General features: G+C 71.5%; 14 protein-coding genes and 1 pseudogene. 11 read left to right on the top strand and 4 right to left on the bottom strand.

Features of this window, described 5'->3' with window-relative positions; translation table 11 throughout:
* Positions 1–60 precede the first annotated feature (60 nt).
* Positions 61–792, top strand: coding sequence for a trimeric intracellular cation channel family protein (locus H9L22_RS09195; RefSeq protein WP_187722641.1), 732 nt, complete (start codon positions 61–63; stop codon positions 790–792).
* An 18-nt stretch (positions 793–810) separates the two neighbouring features.
* Here H9L22_RS09195 and coaA read toward each other — a convergent pair whose 3' ends face one another.
* On the bottom strand, positions 811–1,743 hold the full coding sequence (gene coaA, locus H9L22_RS09190; protein WP_187722464.1) for a type I pantothenate kinase: 933 nt from the start codon (positions 1,741–1,743) through the stop codon (positions 811–813).
* A 133-nt stretch (positions 1,744–1,876) separates the two neighbouring features.
* Between coaA and glmS the strand changes: the two genes are divergently transcribed.
* Genes glmS through H9L22_RS09175 form a run of 3 tightly spaced genes read left to right on the top strand, consistent with a single transcriptional unit; the run spans position 1,877 to position 5,490 of the window.
* On the top strand, positions 1,877–3,709 hold the full coding sequence (glmS, locus tag H9L22_RS09185; protein ID WP_187722463.1) for a glutamine--fructose-6-phosphate transaminase (isomerizing): 1,833 nt from the start codon (positions 1,877–1,879) through the stop codon (positions 3,707–3,709).
* A 36-nt stretch (positions 3,710–3,745) separates the two neighbouring features.
* On the top strand, positions 3,746–4,096 hold the full coding sequence (locus H9L22_RS09180; protein ID WP_187722462.1) for a holo-ACP synthase: 351 nt from the start codon (positions 3,746–3,748) through the stop codon (positions 4,094–4,096).
* Positions 4,093–5,490, top strand: a complete 1,398-nt coding sequence (locus tag H9L22_RS09175; RefSeq protein WP_406707818.1) for an NAD(P)H-hydrate epimerase — start codon at positions 4,093–4,095, stop codon at positions 5,488–5,490. The genes H9L22_RS09180 and H9L22_RS09175 overlap by 4 nt, the downstream gene beginning before the upstream one ends.
* Here H9L22_RS09175 and H9L22_RS09170 read toward each other — a convergent pair.
* Positions 5,487–6,686, bottom strand: coding sequence for a Dyp-type peroxidase (locus H9L22_RS09170; RefSeq protein WP_187722461.1), 1,200 nt, complete (start codon positions 6,684–6,686; stop codon positions 5,487–5,489). The genes H9L22_RS09175 and H9L22_RS09170 overlap by 4 nt on opposite strands.
* An 80-nt stretch (positions 6,687–6,766) precedes the next feature.
* Here H9L22_RS09170 and H9L22_RS09165 point away from each other — a divergent pair, with 80 nt between their 5' ends.
* A complete protein-coding gene (locus H9L22_RS09165; RefSeq protein WP_226966249.1) occupies positions 6,767–7,276 on the top strand; it encodes a copper chaperone PCu(A)C in 510 nt (169 codons plus the stop codon).
* A gap of 6 nt (positions 7,277–7,282) precedes the next feature.
* Here H9L22_RS09165 and H9L22_RS09160 read toward each other — a convergent pair whose 3' ends face one another.
* Both H9L22_RS09160 and H9L22_RS18835 read right to left on the bottom strand, forming a co-directional pair.
* Entirely contained in the window at positions 7,283–8,425 is a 1,143-nt protein-coding gene (locus tag H9L22_RS09160; protein WP_187722460.1) for a glycosyltransferase family 4 protein, read from the bottom strand.
* Positions 8,426–8,490: 65 nt separating this feature from the next.
* A complete protein-coding gene (locus H9L22_RS18835; protein WP_226966248.1) occupies positions 8,491–9,330 on the bottom strand; it encodes a hypothetical protein in 840 nt (279 codons plus the stop codon).
* On the opposite strand from H9L22_RS18835, the gene H9L22_RS09155 reads away from it, so the two are divergent.
* The 6 genes and pseudogenes from H9L22_RS09155 to H9L22_RS09130 all read left to right on the top strand — a co-directional run bounded on the left by H9L22_RS09155 (position 9,331) and on the right by H9L22_RS09130 (position 15,868).
* Positions 9,331–10,821 carry a DEAD/DEAH box helicase gene (locus tag H9L22_RS09155; RefSeq protein WP_226966247.1) on the top strand — a complete coding sequence of 497 codons (1,491 nt, stop codon included), beginning with the start codon at positions 9,331–9,333 and terminating at the stop codon, positions 10,819–10,821.
* Positions 10,778–11,698 (top strand): tRNA (adenosine(37)-N6)-threonylcarbamoyltransferase complex ATPase subunit type 1 TsaE, encoded by a 921-nt coding sequence (tsaE, locus tag H9L22_RS09150; RefSeq protein WP_187722459.1) that lies wholly within the window; start codon positions 10,778–10,780, stop codon positions 11,696–11,698. Before H9L22_RS09155 ends, tsaE begins: the two co-directional genes overlap by 44 nt.
* Positions 11,695–12,335 (top strand): annotated as a pseudogene (gene tsaB / locus H9L22_RS09145) (tRNA (adenosine(37)-N6)-threonylcarbamoyltransferase complex dimerization subunit type 1 TsaB). The gene tsaE and the pseudogene tsaB overlap by 4 nt, the downstream one beginning before the upstream one ends.
* A complete protein-coding gene (locus H9L22_RS09140; protein ID WP_187722458.1) occupies positions 12,332–12,820 on the top strand; it encodes a GNAT family N-acetyltransferase in 489 nt (162 codons plus the stop codon). The pseudogene tsaB and the gene H9L22_RS09140 overlap by 4 nt, the downstream one beginning before the upstream one ends.
* The gene (tsaD, locus tag H9L22_RS09135) at positions 12,813–13,856 is read left to right on the top strand and encodes a tRNA (adenosine(37)-N6)-threonylcarbamoyltransferase complex transferase subunit TsaD (RefSeq protein WP_187722457.1); all 1,044 of its coding nucleotides are present in this window, start codon (positions 12,813–12,815) and stop codon (positions 13,854–13,856) included. Before H9L22_RS09140 ends, tsaD begins: the two co-directional genes overlap by 8 nt.
* A 152-nt stretch (positions 13,857–14,008) precedes the next feature.
* Positions 14,009–15,868 (top strand): ABC transporter substrate-binding protein, encoded by a 1,860-nt coding sequence (locus H9L22_RS09130; protein ID WP_187722456.1) that lies wholly within the window; start codon positions 14,009–14,011, stop codon positions 15,866–15,868.
* The last annotated feature ends 129 nt before the right edge of the window (positions 15,869–15,997 follow it).

Below are 15,997 nucleotides of genomic sequence, written 5' to 3'. Positions count from 1 at the left end.
GAGCACGTGCGCGGACCCCTACAATCTCCGCGTGGCCGGAGGGAGCAGACCGTGACGGAGATGACGCTACTGACGATCCTGCAGTGGATCGACCTGATCGGCGTGCTGTTCAACGCCATCCTCGGCGCCGTCATCGGACGGGCGGCCAAACTCGACATCATCGGGCTCGGCGTGCTCGCCATCATGTCGGGGCTGGGCGGCGGCATGATGCGCGACATGATGCTGCAGATCGGCCCGCCGATCGCGATCACGGACGGCCGCTACATCACCACGGCGCTGATCGGCGCCGCGGTCGTCGTGCTCATCCGCGTCGAGGGGCGCTGGTGGGACCGGATCTATCCGCCGATGGACGCCCTCGCGCTCGGGGCATGGGCCGCGGCCGGGTCGCTCAAGACGCTCGAGGCGGGGTTCGGCGTGCTGCCCGCGCTCATGCTCGGGACGCTGACCGCCGTCGGAGGCGGCTTCGTCCGTGACATGGTGCTGCGGCGCATCCCCGGGATCCTCGGCGGGAACACGCTGTACGCCACCGCGGCCCTGCTCGCCTCCGGCGTGGCCGTCGGTTGCTGGTACCTCGACGCCGCCGTCATCGGCTCACTGATCGCCGCCGTCGTCGGGGCCGCGCTGGTGCTGCTGGCCCGCTGGCGTCGGCTGTCTCTGCCGGTCGGCGACGACGTCATCACGATCGGGCAGGCCGTCGGCCAGGTGATGGCCAAGTCGCGGCGCCGGGCCGCCCGCACCAAACGGCTCCGGGACCGGGAATCCGACGGGACAGGGGCAGGAACCCACGTCTGACCAGGGCGACGACGCCGGTCAGACCTTGCGGATGTGGATCGAGTCGATGCTGTGGTCGGGGCCCTTCGTGAGGATCGCCGTCGCGCGGTCCCGGGTGGGCGCGATGTTCTCGCGCAGGTTCGGCCCGTTGATGGTGTCCCAGACGTTGTTGCCGATCGCGACGGCGTCCGCCTCGGAGAGTTCGGCGTAGCTGCGGAAGAAGCTGCGCGTGTCCTGGAAGGCCGTGCGCCGCAGCTCGAGGAAGCGGGAGAGGAACCAGCCCTTGATGTGCCGCTCGTCCGCCTCGACGAAGACGCTGAAGTCGAAGAAGTCGCTCACGGTCAGCCCCTGCCGGCCGTCGGCCTCGACCCGGGCGGGCTGCAGGACGTTGAGCCCCTCGACGATGAGGATGTCGGGACGTTCCACGGCGATCTCCTCGCCGGGGACGATGTCGTAGACCATGTGGCTGTACACGGGGGCGACGACGCGCGGCTCGCCCGACTTCACGTCCATCACGAACTGCAGCAGCGCCTTGCGGTTGAACGACTCCGGGAAACCCTTGCGGTCCAGGATGCCGCGGCGCTCCAGTTCGGCGTTCGGGTACAGGAAGCCGTCGGTGGTGACCAGGTCGACCTTCGGCTCGCCGGGCGCCCGGCTCAGCAGCTCCTGCAGCAGGCGGGACACCGTCGACTTGCCGACGGCGACCGAACCGGCCACGCCGATCACGAACGGGGTGCGGCACACGTCCAGGCCGAGGAAGTCGTTGGCCTGCGCGTACAGGGCTCCGGTGTTGACCATGTGCAGGTGGAGGAGCTGACAGAGCGGGCGGTAGACCTCTTCGATGTCGAGCGCGGAGGTCGGGTCGCCGATGCCGCGCAACCGCGCCAGGGTCGCCTCGTCCAGGTCGATCTCGGTGGCGTCCGCGAGGGCGGCCCAGGCAGGGCGCGTCAGCGTGACGAAGGGAGAGGGCACGGCGCTCCTTCAGGTGAGGTGGCGATACTCTAGCGAACGGCGACGCTGCCGCCGCGACCGGGCCCGGAACGGACCTGAGATGCCCGGGTGGCGAAAGTCAAGAAATGCGCAGTCGTACTGTACGGTTTTCGACGTGTGTGGAATCGTTGGATATCTGGGACATCGTGACGGACTGGACGTGGTCCTCGGCGGCCTTCGCCGGCTGGAGTACCGCGGCTACGACTCGGCGGGCGTGGCGCTGCCGCACTCCGGGCGTATCGAGTGGCGCAAACGGGCCGGCAAGATCGTGAATCTGGAGGCCGCCATCGCCGAGGCGCCGCTGCCGCCGTCGACCGTGGCGATCGGGCACACCCGGTGGGCCACCCACGGCGCCCCGACGGACGAGAACTCCCACCCGCACGTCGCCGGCCGGGTCGCCATCGTCCACAACGGGATCATCGAGAACCACGAGGCGCTGCGGGCCGAGCTCGGCGGCGTCGAGTTCACCTCGCAGACGGACTCCGAGGTCGCGGCACACCTGCTGGAGCGCGAGGTCGCGGCGGGAGCCGACCTCGTCACCGCGGTGCGGGCCGTCGCTGCCCGCCTCGAGGGTGCGTTCACGCTGGTCGCCGTCGACTCGGCCGATCCTGACCGCATCGTCGCCGCGCGCCGCAACTCGCCGCTGGTCGTCGGGGTGGGGGAGGGCGAGTACTTCCTCGCCTCCGACGTGGCCGCGTTCATCGCCTACACGCGCGACGCCATCGAACTCGGCCAGGACCAGATCGTCGAACTCACCCGTGACGGCGTCAACGTCACAGGATTCGACGGCGGCCCCGCGGAGACCACCGCGTTCCACGTCGACTGGGACCTCGAGGCCGCGCAGAAGCAGGGCTTCGACTGGTACATGCGCAAGGAGATCTTCGAGCAGCCGAAGGCCGTGGCCGACACGCTCCTCGGCCGCCTCAACGACCGCGGCGAGCTCCAGCTGGACGAGCTGCGGATGAGCCCCGAGCTGCTGCGTCGCGTCAACAAGGTCGTCATCGTCGCCTGCGGCACCGCCTTCTATGCCGGGCTCGTCGCCAAGTACGCCATCGAGCACTGGACCAGGATCCCCTGCGAGGTCGAACTCGCCTCCGAGTTCCGCTACCGCGACCCGATCATCGACCCGATGACGCTGGTGGTGACCATCTCGCAGTCCGGTGAGACCGCCGACACGCTCATGGCGATCCGGCACGCCCGCGAGCAGCACGCCAAGGTCATCGCCATCTGCAACACCAACGGCGCCACCATCCCGCGCGAGTCCGACGCCGTCATCTACACGCACGCGGGCCCGGAGATCGGCGTCGCCTCCACCAAGGGGTTCACCACGCAGCTCGTCGCCTGCTACCTGCTCGGCCTGTACCTGGCCCAGGTGCGCGGCATGAAGTACGGCGACGAGATCGCCGCGCTGCTCGCCGAGCTGGAGCGGATGCCCGACGCCATCCAGCGGATGCTCGACGCGAAGGGCGCCGTCTACGACCTCGCAGCGGAGCTGGTCGACGCCACCTCCGTCCTCTTCCTGGGCCGTCACGTCGGCTACCCCAGCGCACTGGAGGGGGCCCTGAAGCTGAAGGAGCTGGCCTACATCCACGCGGAGGGTTTCGCCGCCGGGGAGCTGAAGCACGGGCCCATCGCGCTGATCAGCGAGGGGCTGCCCGTGTTCGTGGTGGTCCCGCCCCGGGGCCGCGACCAGCTGCGCGACAAGGTGATCTCCAACATCGCGGAGGTCAGGGCCCGCGGGGCGCGCACCATCGTGTTGGCGGAGGGGAGCGACGACGAGGCCCACGCGGTGGCGGACACGTTCATCGAGCTGCCGCGCGTGTCGACGCTGCTGCAGCCGCTGGCGGCGATCATCCCGCTGCAGCTGTTCGCCTGCGAGCTGGCCACCGTCAAGGGCCACGACGTGGATCAGCCCCGCAACCTGGCCAAGTCCGTGACGGTGGAGTAGCCCGTCCGCCTGCGGTGCGCGGCCTACTCTTGGGCCATGATCATCGGCATCGGCACCGACCTGTGCGTCGTCTCCCGCTACAAGGCCATGGTCGAGCGGCGCCCCGGCATCGAGGAGCGGCTGCTGACCGAGGCCGAGCGGGGCCTCTCCGTCGAGTCGCGGGCCGCCCGGTTCGCCGCCAAGGAGGCCCTCGCGAAGGCGCTGGGTTCGCCGGGGGGCATGCGCTGGCTCGACTGCGAGGTGGTCAAGAGCGCTGACGGCGCGCCCCGCTTCGCCGCGTACGGGTCGGTGGCGGCCCGCATCGCCGCCCTCGAGATCGGCAGGATCCACCTCAGCCTCAGCCACGACGGCGGCTACGTCACCGCGATGGTGGTGTGCGAATCGTGAGGCCCGTCATCACGGCGGCGCAGATGCGGGCCGCGGAGCAGGTGGTCTTCGACCGTGAGCCGGACGTCGACCTGATGGGGCGCGCCGCCGCGGAGGTGGCCCGGGTCGCCGCCGCCGTCGCGCCCGAGGGGGCGGTCCTGGTGGTCGTCGGCCCCGGGAACAACGGCGGTGACGGCCTGTTCGCGGCCGCGCTGCTCGCCGAGCATCGGCCCGTGTTCGTCTGGCTGACCGGCGGCTCCGGCCACGCGGCGGGCCGGGAGGCGGCACGGCGCGCCGGTGCGACCGAGGTCGACGCGGTGGGCGCCCTGCAGTCTCTGGCCGACTCTGCGCTCGTCATCGACGCGGTGCTGGGGCTCGGCTCGCGCGGCGGCCTTCCCCTCGCCGTGGCCACCTTCGCCGAGGCGTGCGCCGCGGCCGCCGTCCCCGTGCTCTCCGTCGACCTGCCCAGCGGGCTCGTCGCTGACCAGGGGCTCCTCCCCGGTGCGTCCTTCAGCGCGGCGCACACCGTCACGTTCGCCGCGTTGAAGGCCTGCCACGTGCAGGAGCCGGCCGCGTCACGCTGTGGGCGGCTGCATGTGGCCGACATCGGCGTCGACGTCCCGGCCGCCACCCTCCGGCAGGCGGAGGAGTCCGACATCGCCCGCTGGTGGCCGACCCCCGGCGCGACGTCCGACAAGTACGCCCGCGGCGTCGTCATGCTCGACACCGGCTCCGAGCACTACCCGGGGGCCGCGCTCCTCACCGTCGCCGGGGCCCTCAATTCCGGCGCGGGGATGGCCCGCTACACGGGGCGGGTGGCGTCCGGGTTGATCCTGACCCGCTTCCCGAGCACCGTGATCGGGGAGGGGCGCGCCCAGGCGCTCGTGCTGGGCTCTGGCTGGGGAGAGACGGACGGCGCGGAGGGCCGCGTCGCCAACGCCCGGTTGCACGCGCTCCCGACCGTCGTCGACGCCGACGCGTTGTACAGCCTGCCTGAGGAACGCCTCGATGGCTGGCTGCTCACGCCGCATGCAGGGGAGCTGGCCCGCCTGCTCGGCTGCACCCGCTCGCACGTCGAGGCCCACCCGTTGTCGTGCGTGCGTGAACTGGCGCGACACAGCGGCGCGGCGGTCCTGCTGAAGGGGGCGACGCAGTTCGTGGCCGAGCCGTCGGGGCGCGTCACGCTCGCCGTGGCCGGCCCGGCCTGGACGGCGCAGGCCGGTTCGGGCGACGTGCTCGCCGGTATCTGCGGGACGCTGCTGGCGGCGGGGCTGCCCGCGTGGCAGGCGGGTGTCGTCGGGGCGAGCGTGCAGGCCATCGCGGCGGCCCGCAACCCCGGGCCGTACCCGCCCGATCAGCTGGCGGCGCGTCTCCCGGAGACCATCGCCGCGTTGACGGCGGGGGCCGGAGGCTAGGCGAGGAGCCCCTCGCCGATCCAGCCGCCCTCGGAGAAGCCGGGCGGGATCGCGAACACCGCGGAGCCGATCGCCGTGGTCCACTCGTTCAGCGCGTCGAGCTGGTCGAGGCTGCGCTGCACCGGGATGAACTGGTCGGCGATGTTGGCCTGGAACGCCGAGAAGATGAGGCCGGAGGTCTCCACGAGCCCGGCGTCGGTCCACTCCTCGGCCGTGTAGTTGAGGCCGCGCCGCAGCATCCGGCGGCCGCTGTTCTGCGACGGGTGGGAGACGCGGGCGTGCGCGTCCAGCGCGATGACGGGGGAGCCGTCGACGGTGGCGGCCAGATCGACGTCGTCGTGCTCGACACCGCCGCTGAGCGGGGCGCCCTCCGGGAGGTCGCGCCCGACCGATGCCTCCTGCCGGGAGCGGGTGGCCTCGTCCCAGGTGTCCAGGTTCATCTCGATGCGTCGCACGACCAGCTGCGTGCCGCCGGCGAGCCAGTCGTCGGTGGAGAGGACGGTCTCGCGGAGCAGGTCGCCCGTCGGGTTGGCGGAGCCGTCCACCTGGCCGAACAGGTTGCGGCCGGTGACGGGGGCGCCCGTCTGGTCCAGCGGGCGCCAGAAGCCGCGCTGCCGCCAGCGCACGGAAGCGAAGGGGGCGGCGTCAGTGGACAACCGGCGGACGGCGTGCGCGACGCTGGTCGCGTCGTCGGCCGAGACCCACGCCAGCAGGTCGCCGCCGGACCAACGGTCCTGCAGCCTGTCGTGGGCCATGGGCGGGATGTCCTGGAAGCCGGCGGGACGGCGGCCGGCCAGCCCCTCGAGCTCGAAGACCCGCGGGCCGAACCCGACGAGCACCGTCAGCGACACGGCGGCCTGCGCCATGTCCGGGGCGAAGTCGCCGGCCGGTGGCCGACCCGTCATCAGGGCCACGATGTCGCCGGTCCAGGCCCGCAGAAGGCGCCCCAGGGCGGCCCGGTCGGTGTCGGGTGCCAGGTCGAACGCGACCAGTTCGCCCGTCATGGTCTTCGGCGTGAAGATGCCGGCCTGCTGCTCGCCATAGGGGGAGTGGGTGCGGCCGACGACGTCCTGGGCCACCGGTGCCTCGCCGTTCGCGGCGCTGGCGCGGCCCGCCACGACGCCGGCGACGCCGCCCAGCCCGGCCGCCCCGGCGTAGCCGAAGAGGCGGCGGCGGCTCACGCTGGAATCGGACATGCGGGTGAGTCTAGTCGCGGCCCGCGGGACGTCCTATGACAGCGAGTAGTAGAGGCGCATCTGTGGGTAGTATCGGCCCCGTGAGTCTCCGTGCAGTCCTCGTCCCCACCGTCCTGCTCCTCCTGCCGCTCGCCGCATGCGGTCAGCAGCCGGCCGCAAACCCCGGAGTGCTGGCGGCCGACCCCTGGGTGCGCACCACCGACGGCGCCAAGATGCCCGAGATGACCGCGGTGTTCGTCAACCTGACCAACCCGGGGACGGAGGACCGCACCCTCGTGGCCGCGGACTGCGGCGACGTGGCCGGCGCCACCGAGCTGCACGAGATGGCCACCGTCGACGGCGAGGTCGTCATGCGGAAGGCGGAGGGCGGCATCATCGTCGAGGCGGGCAAGCACCAGCACCTCGCGCCCGGCGGACCGCACATCATGCTGATGAACCTGGCCCGGGAACTCCCCGCGGGCTCGGAGGAGCTCGGCTGCACCCTGACGTTCGACGACGGCCAGACGATCGACATTCTCGCCCCCGTCAAGCAGTTCACGGAGGAGCAGGACACCTACCACACGCACGAGGGTGACGGGTCCGGCGACTGAGGCCGCTCAGGCCACCAGCGCGTCGCTGCGGTCGCGCACCGACAGGGAGATCGCCCGGTCGTAGTGCCCGATGAGCTCGGCACACACCTGATCCCAGGTCCGCTCCAGCACCGAGGCCCGGGCCGCCCGACCATAGCCCGCACTGCGGGCCGGGTCGTGCGCGAGATCGGTGGCCACCCGCCGCAGCTCCGCCACGTCGCCCGGTCGGTAGAGCCAGCCGGTCGTCGCGGGCTCGATCAGGTCGATGGGGCCGCCGCGCCGCGGGGCGATGACCGGCAGTCCCGACGCCTTCGCCTCCTGGATGGACTGGCAGAACGTCTCCAGCTCGCCAGGGTGCACGAACAGGTCGAGGCTCGCCATCGCGATGGGAAGATGTTCGCCGGTCAGCTGCCCGAGGAACGCTGCGTTGGGCAGCGCGGCCTCGAGCTGACCGCGCTGCGGGCCGTCTCCGACGACCACGAGCCGGGTGCCGGGGATGTCGGCGACGGCGGCCAGATCCTCGACGCGCTTCTCTGAGGCGAGCCTGCCGACGTAGCCGATCAGCCGTTCGCCGTTCGGGGCCAGCCGCGCGCGCAGTTCTGCGCTGCGCTTGGCGGGGGAGAAGCGGACGGAGTCGACGCCGCGCCCCCAGATCCCGACCCTCGGGATGCCCTGCTCCACCAACTGGTCGCGGGCGAAGGTCGACGGCGCCAGGTTCAGCGAGGCCAGCGTGTGGACGCGGCGCACCTGGTGCCACAGGACGGGCTCCAGGTGCGGGAAGCCGTAGCGGGCAGCGTAGGTCGGCACCTCGGTCTGGTACACCCCGACGATCGGCAGGCCCAACGTCGATGCGACGCTCGCGGCCTTGTAGCCCACGAGAAAGGGCGCGGCCAGGTGCACCACGTCCGGCTGGAACTGGGTCAGCAACCGGTTGACGGTGAAGGTGGTGGAGGTCACGACGCGGACGAGGTCGTAGCCGGGCAGTCCGATGCTCGCCACGGTCTCGACGGGGAAGCCGCGGTAGTGGCTCGGGACCTTGTCGCCGTCCTGCGGGGCGATCACCATCGCCTCGTGGCCGTTGTCCCGGAGGTGGTCGAGGATGCGGAGCACCGAGTTGGTCACTCCGTTGACATTCGGCAGGAACGACTCCGCAACGATGGCCACACGCACGACGGCGAGTCTACTCCGCGCATCCGGCGTGTCCGGCGCCCGGAAGGCGGCCATTCGGTGAACGTTCAATGACCGGTTCGGGAAATCGGCGCGGAACGCGTAGACTTGTCCGGCCCGGCCGGGGCGACCATTCGCCCGCGTGACACTTCTAGCGGGCATCGCCCCGCAGACAGCGGGCTCACTCCCACAGAGGATTTGTTACACGCATGAATGCACCCCGCCGTAAGGATCGTTGGTCCCCCGAGAAGCGCAAGAGCGCGGGTAAGCCCGCCCAGCGCAGGGGCGGCCGTCCCGACGACGCACCCATGAACCGCAAGCAGCGCCGCGCGCTGCAGTTCGGTTCCACCCCCACCGCTCCTGAGGGTCGCCAGGAGAAGGCGGCCGACAGTCGCGAGGAGAACCGCTCCCCGGAGCGCGAGGGCGGCGCCAGGGCCGACCGTGGCTACGCCCGCAGCGACCGCGCAAGCGGCACCCGGCGCGACGACCGGGGCACCCAGAGCCGTGACGACCGTGGCGGTTTCCGTCGTGATGATCGTGGTTTCCAGGGTCGTGATGACCGTCGTGATGATCGTGGCGGTTTCCGTCGTGATGATCGTGGTTTCCAGGGTCGTGATGACCGTCGTGATGATCGTGGCGGTTTCCGTCGTGACGATCGTGGTTTCCAGGGTCGTGATGACCGTCGTGATGATCGTGGCGGTTTCCGTCGTGACGATCGTGGTTTCCAGGGTCGTGATGACCGTCGTGATGATCGTGGCGGTTTCCGTCGTGACGATCGTGGTTTCCAGGGCCGTGACGACCGCCGCAACGACCGTGAGGGCGGCTTCCGTCGCGACGACCGTCCCCGCGGCCCGCGCCCCACATCGCAGCGCGCCGAGTACCGCCGCGACCACGAGCCCCGCGGCCACGTGGAGCGCAGGCGCCCCTTCGAGCGCGACAATGACCGTCCCGCCCCCGGTACGGATGCCTGGGACGCCGAGTCCGACCAGATGAGCTGGACGGCGACCACCTCGGAGGCCGTCACCGGTGACGTGGCGTCGGGCTTCTTCGAGCTCGGCGTCGCCGAGCAGCTCGTCCGTGTCCTGGCCGGCCAGGGCATCACCGTGCCCTTCCCCATCCAGGCCGCCACCATCGGCGATGCGCTCGCAGGCAAGGACGTCCTCGGCCGTGGCCGCACCGGCTCCGGCAAGACGCTGGCCTTCGGGCTGCCGATGCTCACGCGCCTCGCCCAGGGCAGCCCCGTCGGCTCCCCGCGCGCCGTGATCCTCAGCCCCACCCGTGAGCTGGCGCTGCAGATCGCCGACAACCTGTCGCCGCTGGCGGCGGCCGTCGGGATCGACCTGACGCTCATCGCGGGCGGCATGTCGTACGGCCCCCAGCTGCGCGCGTTCGAGCGTGGCGTCGATGTCGTCGTGGCCACGCCCGGCCGCCTCATCGACCTGCTGGAGCAGGGTGCCGCCGACCTCAGCCAGGTGGAGATCGCCGTCCTCGACGAGGCCGACCACATGGCCGACCTCGGCTTCCTCCGCGACGTGCGCACGCTGCTCGACGCCTGCGGCGACGGCCAGCGGCTGCTCTTCTCCGCGACGCTTGACGACGCGGTCGACTCCCTGGTGCGCCAGTACCTGCACGATCCGGTCACCCACGAGGTCGACTCGGAGAAGGCGTCGGTCACGACCATGGTCCACCGGCCGCTGCTGGTGCACCCTCACCACAAGAACGCCGTCACCGCGGAGATCGCCAACAGGGAGGGCCGGACCGTCCTGTTCGCCCGCACCCAGATGGGCACCGACCGCATCGCCGGGCAGCTCCGCGAGGCCGGCGTCATGGCCGGCTCGCTCCACGGCGGCCTCACGCAGGGCGCGCGCGCCCGGATCCTGACGGCCTTCCGTGACGGATCCGTGCCGGTGCTCGTGGCCACGGACGTGGCGGCCCGCGGCATCCACGTCGACGACGTGACGCTCGTGCTGCAGGTCGATCCGCCGCACGACTCCAAGGACTACCTGCACCGGGCCGGCCGTACCGCCCGCGCCGGTTCCGAGGGCGTCGTCGCCAGCATCGTGCTGCCCCACCAGCAGAAGATGACGCGCCGTCTCCTCGGCCAGGCGGGGGTCGGTGCCGCGGCGCTGCCCGTCGAGCCCGGCACCCCGGAGCTGCGCGAGGCCACCGGTGCGCGGACGCCGTCGGGGGTCCCGATCCCCGAGTCCGAGTACCTGGCCCTCATCGCGCCGAAGCAGCAGCAGCGCCGCTTCCGGCCCGACGGCCAGCGCGGCGGTGGCCGTGGCCCCGCGGCGGTGGCGGCAACCGTGGTCGTCGTCCGCAGTACGGGCGCGACCGCTACTAACATCGCGTCCCATGGACCCACACCCTGTGACCCTCCGGGTCGCAACCACGGATGACGCCGAGCAACTGCTCGGCGTCATTCGCGCGGCCTTCTCCGCGCGCCGCCCCGTCGACCCGCCCGCCGCGGCACTCTCCGACGGCCCCGTCGACATCCGGGCGGCGCTGGCCGCCGGGACGGGCATCGTCGCGGAGGCCGAGGGCCGGATCGTCGCCGGACTGCTCATCGAGCTGGACGGCCCCGTCGCCACCCTGCGCCGCGTCTCCGTGGAGCCGGGGGCGACCGGCCGTGGCGTGGCCCGCCAACTGGTGGAGGGTGCGCTCTCCGTGGCCGCCGACCTCGGCCGCTCCAGGGTCCGGCTGTTCGCCCGGCGCGAGTTCCCCGAGCTCATCGCCTGGTGGCAGGCGCAGGGTTTCGTCATCGAGGAGACCGACGGACACGGTGTGTGGCTCGGCCGCGACCTGCCAGTCCTCGTCGACGTGCCGACGGCCGACGCCATGCGCGACCTCGGCCGCAGGCTGGCCGCGCTGCTGCGCCGCGGCGACGTCATCGTCGCCACCGGCGACCTCGGCGCCGGCAAGACGACCCTGACGCAGGGCATCGGCGAGGGCCTCGACGTCGACGGGCCCGTCATCTCGCCCACCTTCGTCATCTCGCGCGTGCACCACGCGCGTGGCGCAGGCCCCGACCTCGTCCACGTCGACGCCTACCGGCTCGGTGAGGCCGCCGAACTGGCGGACATCGACCTCGACGCCTCCCTGGCCGACTCCGTCACCCTCGTCGAATGGGGCGCGGGGCTGGCCGAATGGCTCGCCGACGACCGCCTCGAGGTCGAGATCGTCCGGGGCCTGGAGGCCGACGACCGCACCGTCTACATCACCGGCATCGGCCCCCGCTGGGCCGGTGCGCTGGAATCCCTCAGGGAGAACGCATGACCTGGACCCTCGGCATCGATACCAGCCACCACGTGGCCGTCGGCCTCGCGAACGACGGCGCGATCGTGGCCCGCCGCGTCGTCGAGGACACCCGCGCCCACGCCGAGACGCTCACGCCGTCCATCCAGGCGGTGTGCGCCGAGGCGGGCATCGCGCTGGCCGACGTCGACGAGTTCGTCGTCGGCATGGGCCCCGGGCCGTTCACCGGCCTGCGGGTGGGGGTCGCCACGGCGTGGGCGCTGGCGCACCTGGCCGGCCGCACCCCCGCGGGGTGTGCTCGCTCGACGTCGTCGCCCGCGAATGGGCCGACGCCGGCGCCCCCGACGAGTTCGTCGTCGTCGCCGACGCCCGCCGCCGCGAGGTCTACTGGCGCCGCTACGGGGCCGACGGGACGCCGCTTGGCGAGCCGCAGGTGACCGCCCCCGACGCTGTGCCCGCGCTTCCCGTCGCAGGCGCCGTCCCCGACCACGCCCCGGCTCTGACGGCGACCGGCCCCGCCCGGCTGGATCCCGGGGTGCTGGCCGCTCGCTGGGAGACGCTCGCCCCCGCCGGCGACGAGCCCTACTACCTCCGCCAGGCGGACGCCACCGTCCCCGGCAAGCCGAAGTCGGCGCTGCCGCGGCTGAGGGCCCGATGATCGTCGAGCGCGCCGCCGCCTCGGACCTGCCCGCCATCCTCGCCCTCGAGGACAGCTTCTCCGTCCCTTGGTCGGAGGAGTCCTGGCGGGCGGAGATCGACGGCGAGGACCGGCTCACGCTGGTCGCCCGCGACGCGGCCGGCGCGGTGGTGGGCGTCTCCTGCTTCCAGCTGGTGGCCGAGGTCGCCGACCTGCATCGGATCGCCGTCGCCCCCGACCAGCGCCGCCTCGGCCTCGCCCGCGTCATGCTCGTGTCCGGGCTGCAGTGGGCCATCGGACGCGGCGCGCACAGGATGATGCTCGAGGTCGAGCACGACAATGAGGCCGCCATCAACCTGTACCGGGGTTACGGCTTCCGGTCGGTGGCGAAGCGGCCCGACTACTACGGCCCCGGCGGCCACGCCCTCATCCTTGAGCGTGGCCTCGAGGGCGTCGACGCCGACTCGGTCGGCATGTGGGACATGGAGGCTGGAGAACATGACTGAACCACTGGTGCTCGGAATCGAGTCCTCCTGCGACGAGACCGGCGTCGGGATCGTCCGCGGCCGCACGCTGCTGGCCAACGAGGTCGCCAGCTCGGTCGACCTGCACGTGCGCTTCGGCGGGGTCGTGCCCGAGGTCGCCAGCCGGGCGCACCTGTCGGCGATCGTCCCCGCCCTCGAGCGCGCTGCCGCGACCGCCGACATCGACCTGGCCGACGTCGACGCCATCGCCGTCACCGCCGGGCCGGGGCTGATGGGAGCGCTCGTCGTCGGCATCGCCTCGGCCAAGGCGCTCTCGGCCTACCTGAACAAGCCGCTCTACGGCGTCAACCACCTCGTCGGGCACGTCGCCGTCGACCTGCTGGACCATGGCGAGCTGCCCATGCCCGCCGTCGCCCTGCTCGTCTCCGGCGGCCACACCTCGCTGCTGCACGTCACCGACATCACCTCGGGCATCACCGAGCTGGGGTCGACCATCGACGACGCCGCGGGGGAGGCCTACGACAAGGTGGCCCGGATCCTGGGGCTCCCGTACCCGGGCGGTCCCGTGATCGACAAGGCGGCCGCCGCCGGCGATCCCACCGCCATCCGCTTCCCCCGTGGCCTGACAGCCCGCCACGACATGGAGCGGCACCGCTTCGACTTCTCGTTCTCCGGGCTGAAGACCGCGGTGGCCCGCTGGGTCGAACAGCGAAGGCTCGACGGCCTCGACGTGCCGCTCGCCGACGTCGCCGCCTCCTTCCAGGAGGCTGTCTGTGACGTGCTGACGGCGAAGACGGTCGACGCGGCCACCGAGCTCGGCGTCTCCACGATCCTGCTCGGCGGGGGAGTGGCGGCCAACTCGCGGCTCCGCACCCTGCTCGAGGAGCGCGCGGCGGCCGTCGGCATCGAGCTGCGTCGTCCCCGGCCGGCGCTGTGCACCGACAACGGGGCGATGATCGCCGCGGTCGGGAGCGAGGCCATCCGGGCCGGGCTGGCCCCGTCGTCGCTGGACCTGTCGGCCGATTCGGGCCTTCCCGTCACGCGCGTCGTCGTTTAGCACCTTCGAGCGCCACGCAACAACTGTGTAACGATCTGTCACACAGGCGAGATGCGCTACCGAATAAGTCACGCGTGTCGCTATGGTGCTAGACCTAATGGGGCCACTGCGCGGTCCCCTTACCGACTGTCGGAAATCGACAAGGAGATTCCATGAAGTTCAGGCGTACGACGGCCTCGCTCGGCCTCGTGCTGAGCGGCGCCCTCCTGCTGGGCGCTTGCACCAGCCCGGAGCCCGGCGAGCCCACTACCACCCCCACCTCCGGCTCCTCGGCTTCGCCGAGCGCGTCGGCCACCACCCCGGGCAGCGGCGATGTCGCTGCGGGCTGCCTCCAGGACCTCGGCCTGACGGAGACCGCCGACGGCCAGGTGTCCTTCACCCCCGGCCCCGGCGACTGGGAGAGCTACAACGCGCTCACCGCCGGCACCTACTCGACCTACAACTCGGCCGTCGCCGACCGCATGTTCGGTGGCTTCGCGTACTTCGGTACCGACGGCACGACCTGTGAGGACACCGACTTCGGCACCATGGAGCTCGTCTCCGAGGATCCGATGGTCATCAAGTACACCATCGCCGACGACGCGGTCTGGTCGGACGGCACCCCGATCACCATCAACGACTACCTCCTCGACTGGGCCGCACAGAACCCCGAGTTCATCGCCCCCGGCTACGTCAACGGCGAGGACGAGAACGCCGAGGCCGTCTTCGACCACGTGAGCACCTCGATGTCGGAGTACGTCCCCGAGGGCCCGCAGGGTGAGGTCGGCAGCAAGAGCTTCACGCTCGAGTACGCCAACCCGAACCCGGACTGGAAGATCATGGTGGGCTCCACCATGCCGGCCCACATTGTCGCCAAGAAGTCCGGCCTCGAGCCCGACGCGCTGGCGCAGGCGGTCCTCGACCGCGACGCCGAGACCGTCAAGAAGGTTGCCGAGTGGTGGAACACCGGCTGGACCCTGGCCCCCGGCCAGATGCCCGCCGCTGAGGACATCCCGGTCTCCGGCCCCTACCAGCCCAAGCAGGGCGCCTGGCAGGCCGGCAACTCGCTGACCCTCGAGGTCAACCCGGCCTACTGGGGTCCCAAGCCCGCCACCAAGGACCTCGTCGTGCGCTACATCCCCGACGCGGGCATGGTGCAGGCGCTCCAGAACGGTGACGTCATGGCCATCGAGCCGCAGGCGACCATCGACACCGTCGGCCAGCTCGAGCAGATCGGCTCCGCCATCACGGTCCACACCTTCTCGTCGCTGACGTGGGAGCACCTGGACTTCAACTTCCGTGAGAACAGTGTGTTCGGCGACCCCGAGAACGGACTCAAGCTGCGCCAGGCGTTCGCCCTGTGCGTTCCCCGTCAGGACATCGTCGACACGCTGATCAAGCCGATCGCCGAGGACACGGTCGTGATGAACGCCCGTGAGGTCTTCCCGTTCCAGGAGAACTACGACGAGGTCGTCTCCGCCGCCTACGACGGCGCCTACGACAAGGTCGACATCGAGGCCGCCAAGGCCCTGATCGCCGAGACCGGGGTCACGACCCCGATCGACATCCGACTCGGCTACCGCTCCGGTAACGAGCGTCGCGCCAACACCGTGGCCCTCATCACGGCCTCCTGCAAGGACGCCGGCTTCAACATCGTCGACGTGAACGCCACCGACTTCATGCAGGTCGCGGTTCCGGCCGGCGACTATGAGGTTGCCCTGTTCGCGTGGGCGGGGTCCGGCCAGATCACCTCGGGCCAGAACATCTACGCCAGCACCGGCGGTCAGAACTTCGGCAAGTTCAAGAACGACGCCGTCGACGAGGCCTGGCAGACCCTCACCGGAACCCTCGACACGGCCGTTCACCTCGAGCAGGTCAAGATCATCGAGAAGGAACTGTGGGACAACCTGTTCGGCATCCCGCTGTACGCCCACCCGGGCATCGCGGCGACCGATGCGCGTCTGACGAACGTCCGTCCGACCGCGACCCAGAGCCAGCTCTGGTGGAACGCCCAGCAGTGGCTCGTCAGCTGACCAGATCACTGATGCACTGACGTGCGTTGTGGGGCAGGCGGCCCGTGGCCGCCTGCCCCACACACGTTCCCGCTTGGCCTCCGCCGCCCGACAGGGCGTAGGATCAGCCAACGCGCCGGGGTTCCGCGT

This window comes from Tessaracoccus defluvii, assembly GCF_014489575.1.
In the GTDB taxonomy this organism is placed as follows: Bacteria; Actinomycetota; Actinomycetes; order Propionibacteriales; family Propionibacteriaceae; genus Arachnia; species Arachnia defluvii.
This window is presented reverse-complemented; position numbering and strand designations above follow the sequence as displayed.

Bases quoted from the DNA above. Each gene is read 5' to 3' on its own strand.
- H9L22_RS09140 (WP_187722458.1), top strand. From the start codon at position 12,332: ATGATCGTCGAGCGCGCCGCCGCCTCGGACCTGCCCGCCATCCTCGCC.
- H9L22_RS09180 (WP_187722462.1), top strand. From the start codon at position 3,746: ATGATCATCGGCATCGGCACCGACCTGTGCGTCGTCTCCCGCTACAAG.
- tsaE (WP_187722459.1), top strand. From the start codon at position 10,778: ATGGACCCACACCCTGTGACCCTCCGGGTCGCAACCACGGATGACGCC.
- H9L22_RS09130 (WP_187722456.1), top strand. From the start codon at position 14,009: ATGAAGTTCAGGCGTACGACGGCCTCGCTCGGCCTCGTGCTGAGCGGC.
- H9L22_RS09170 (WP_187722461.1), bottom strand. From the start codon at position 6,686: ATGTCCGATTCCAGCGTGAGCCGCCGCCGCCTCTTCGGCTACGCCGGG.
- H9L22_RS09195 (WP_187722641.1), top strand. From the start codon at position 61: ATGACGCTACTGACGATCCTGCAGTGGATCGACCTGATCGGCGTGCTG.
- tsaD (WP_187722457.1), top strand. From the start codon at position 12,813: ATGACTGAACCACTGGTGCTCGGAATCGAGTCCTCCTGCGACGAGACC.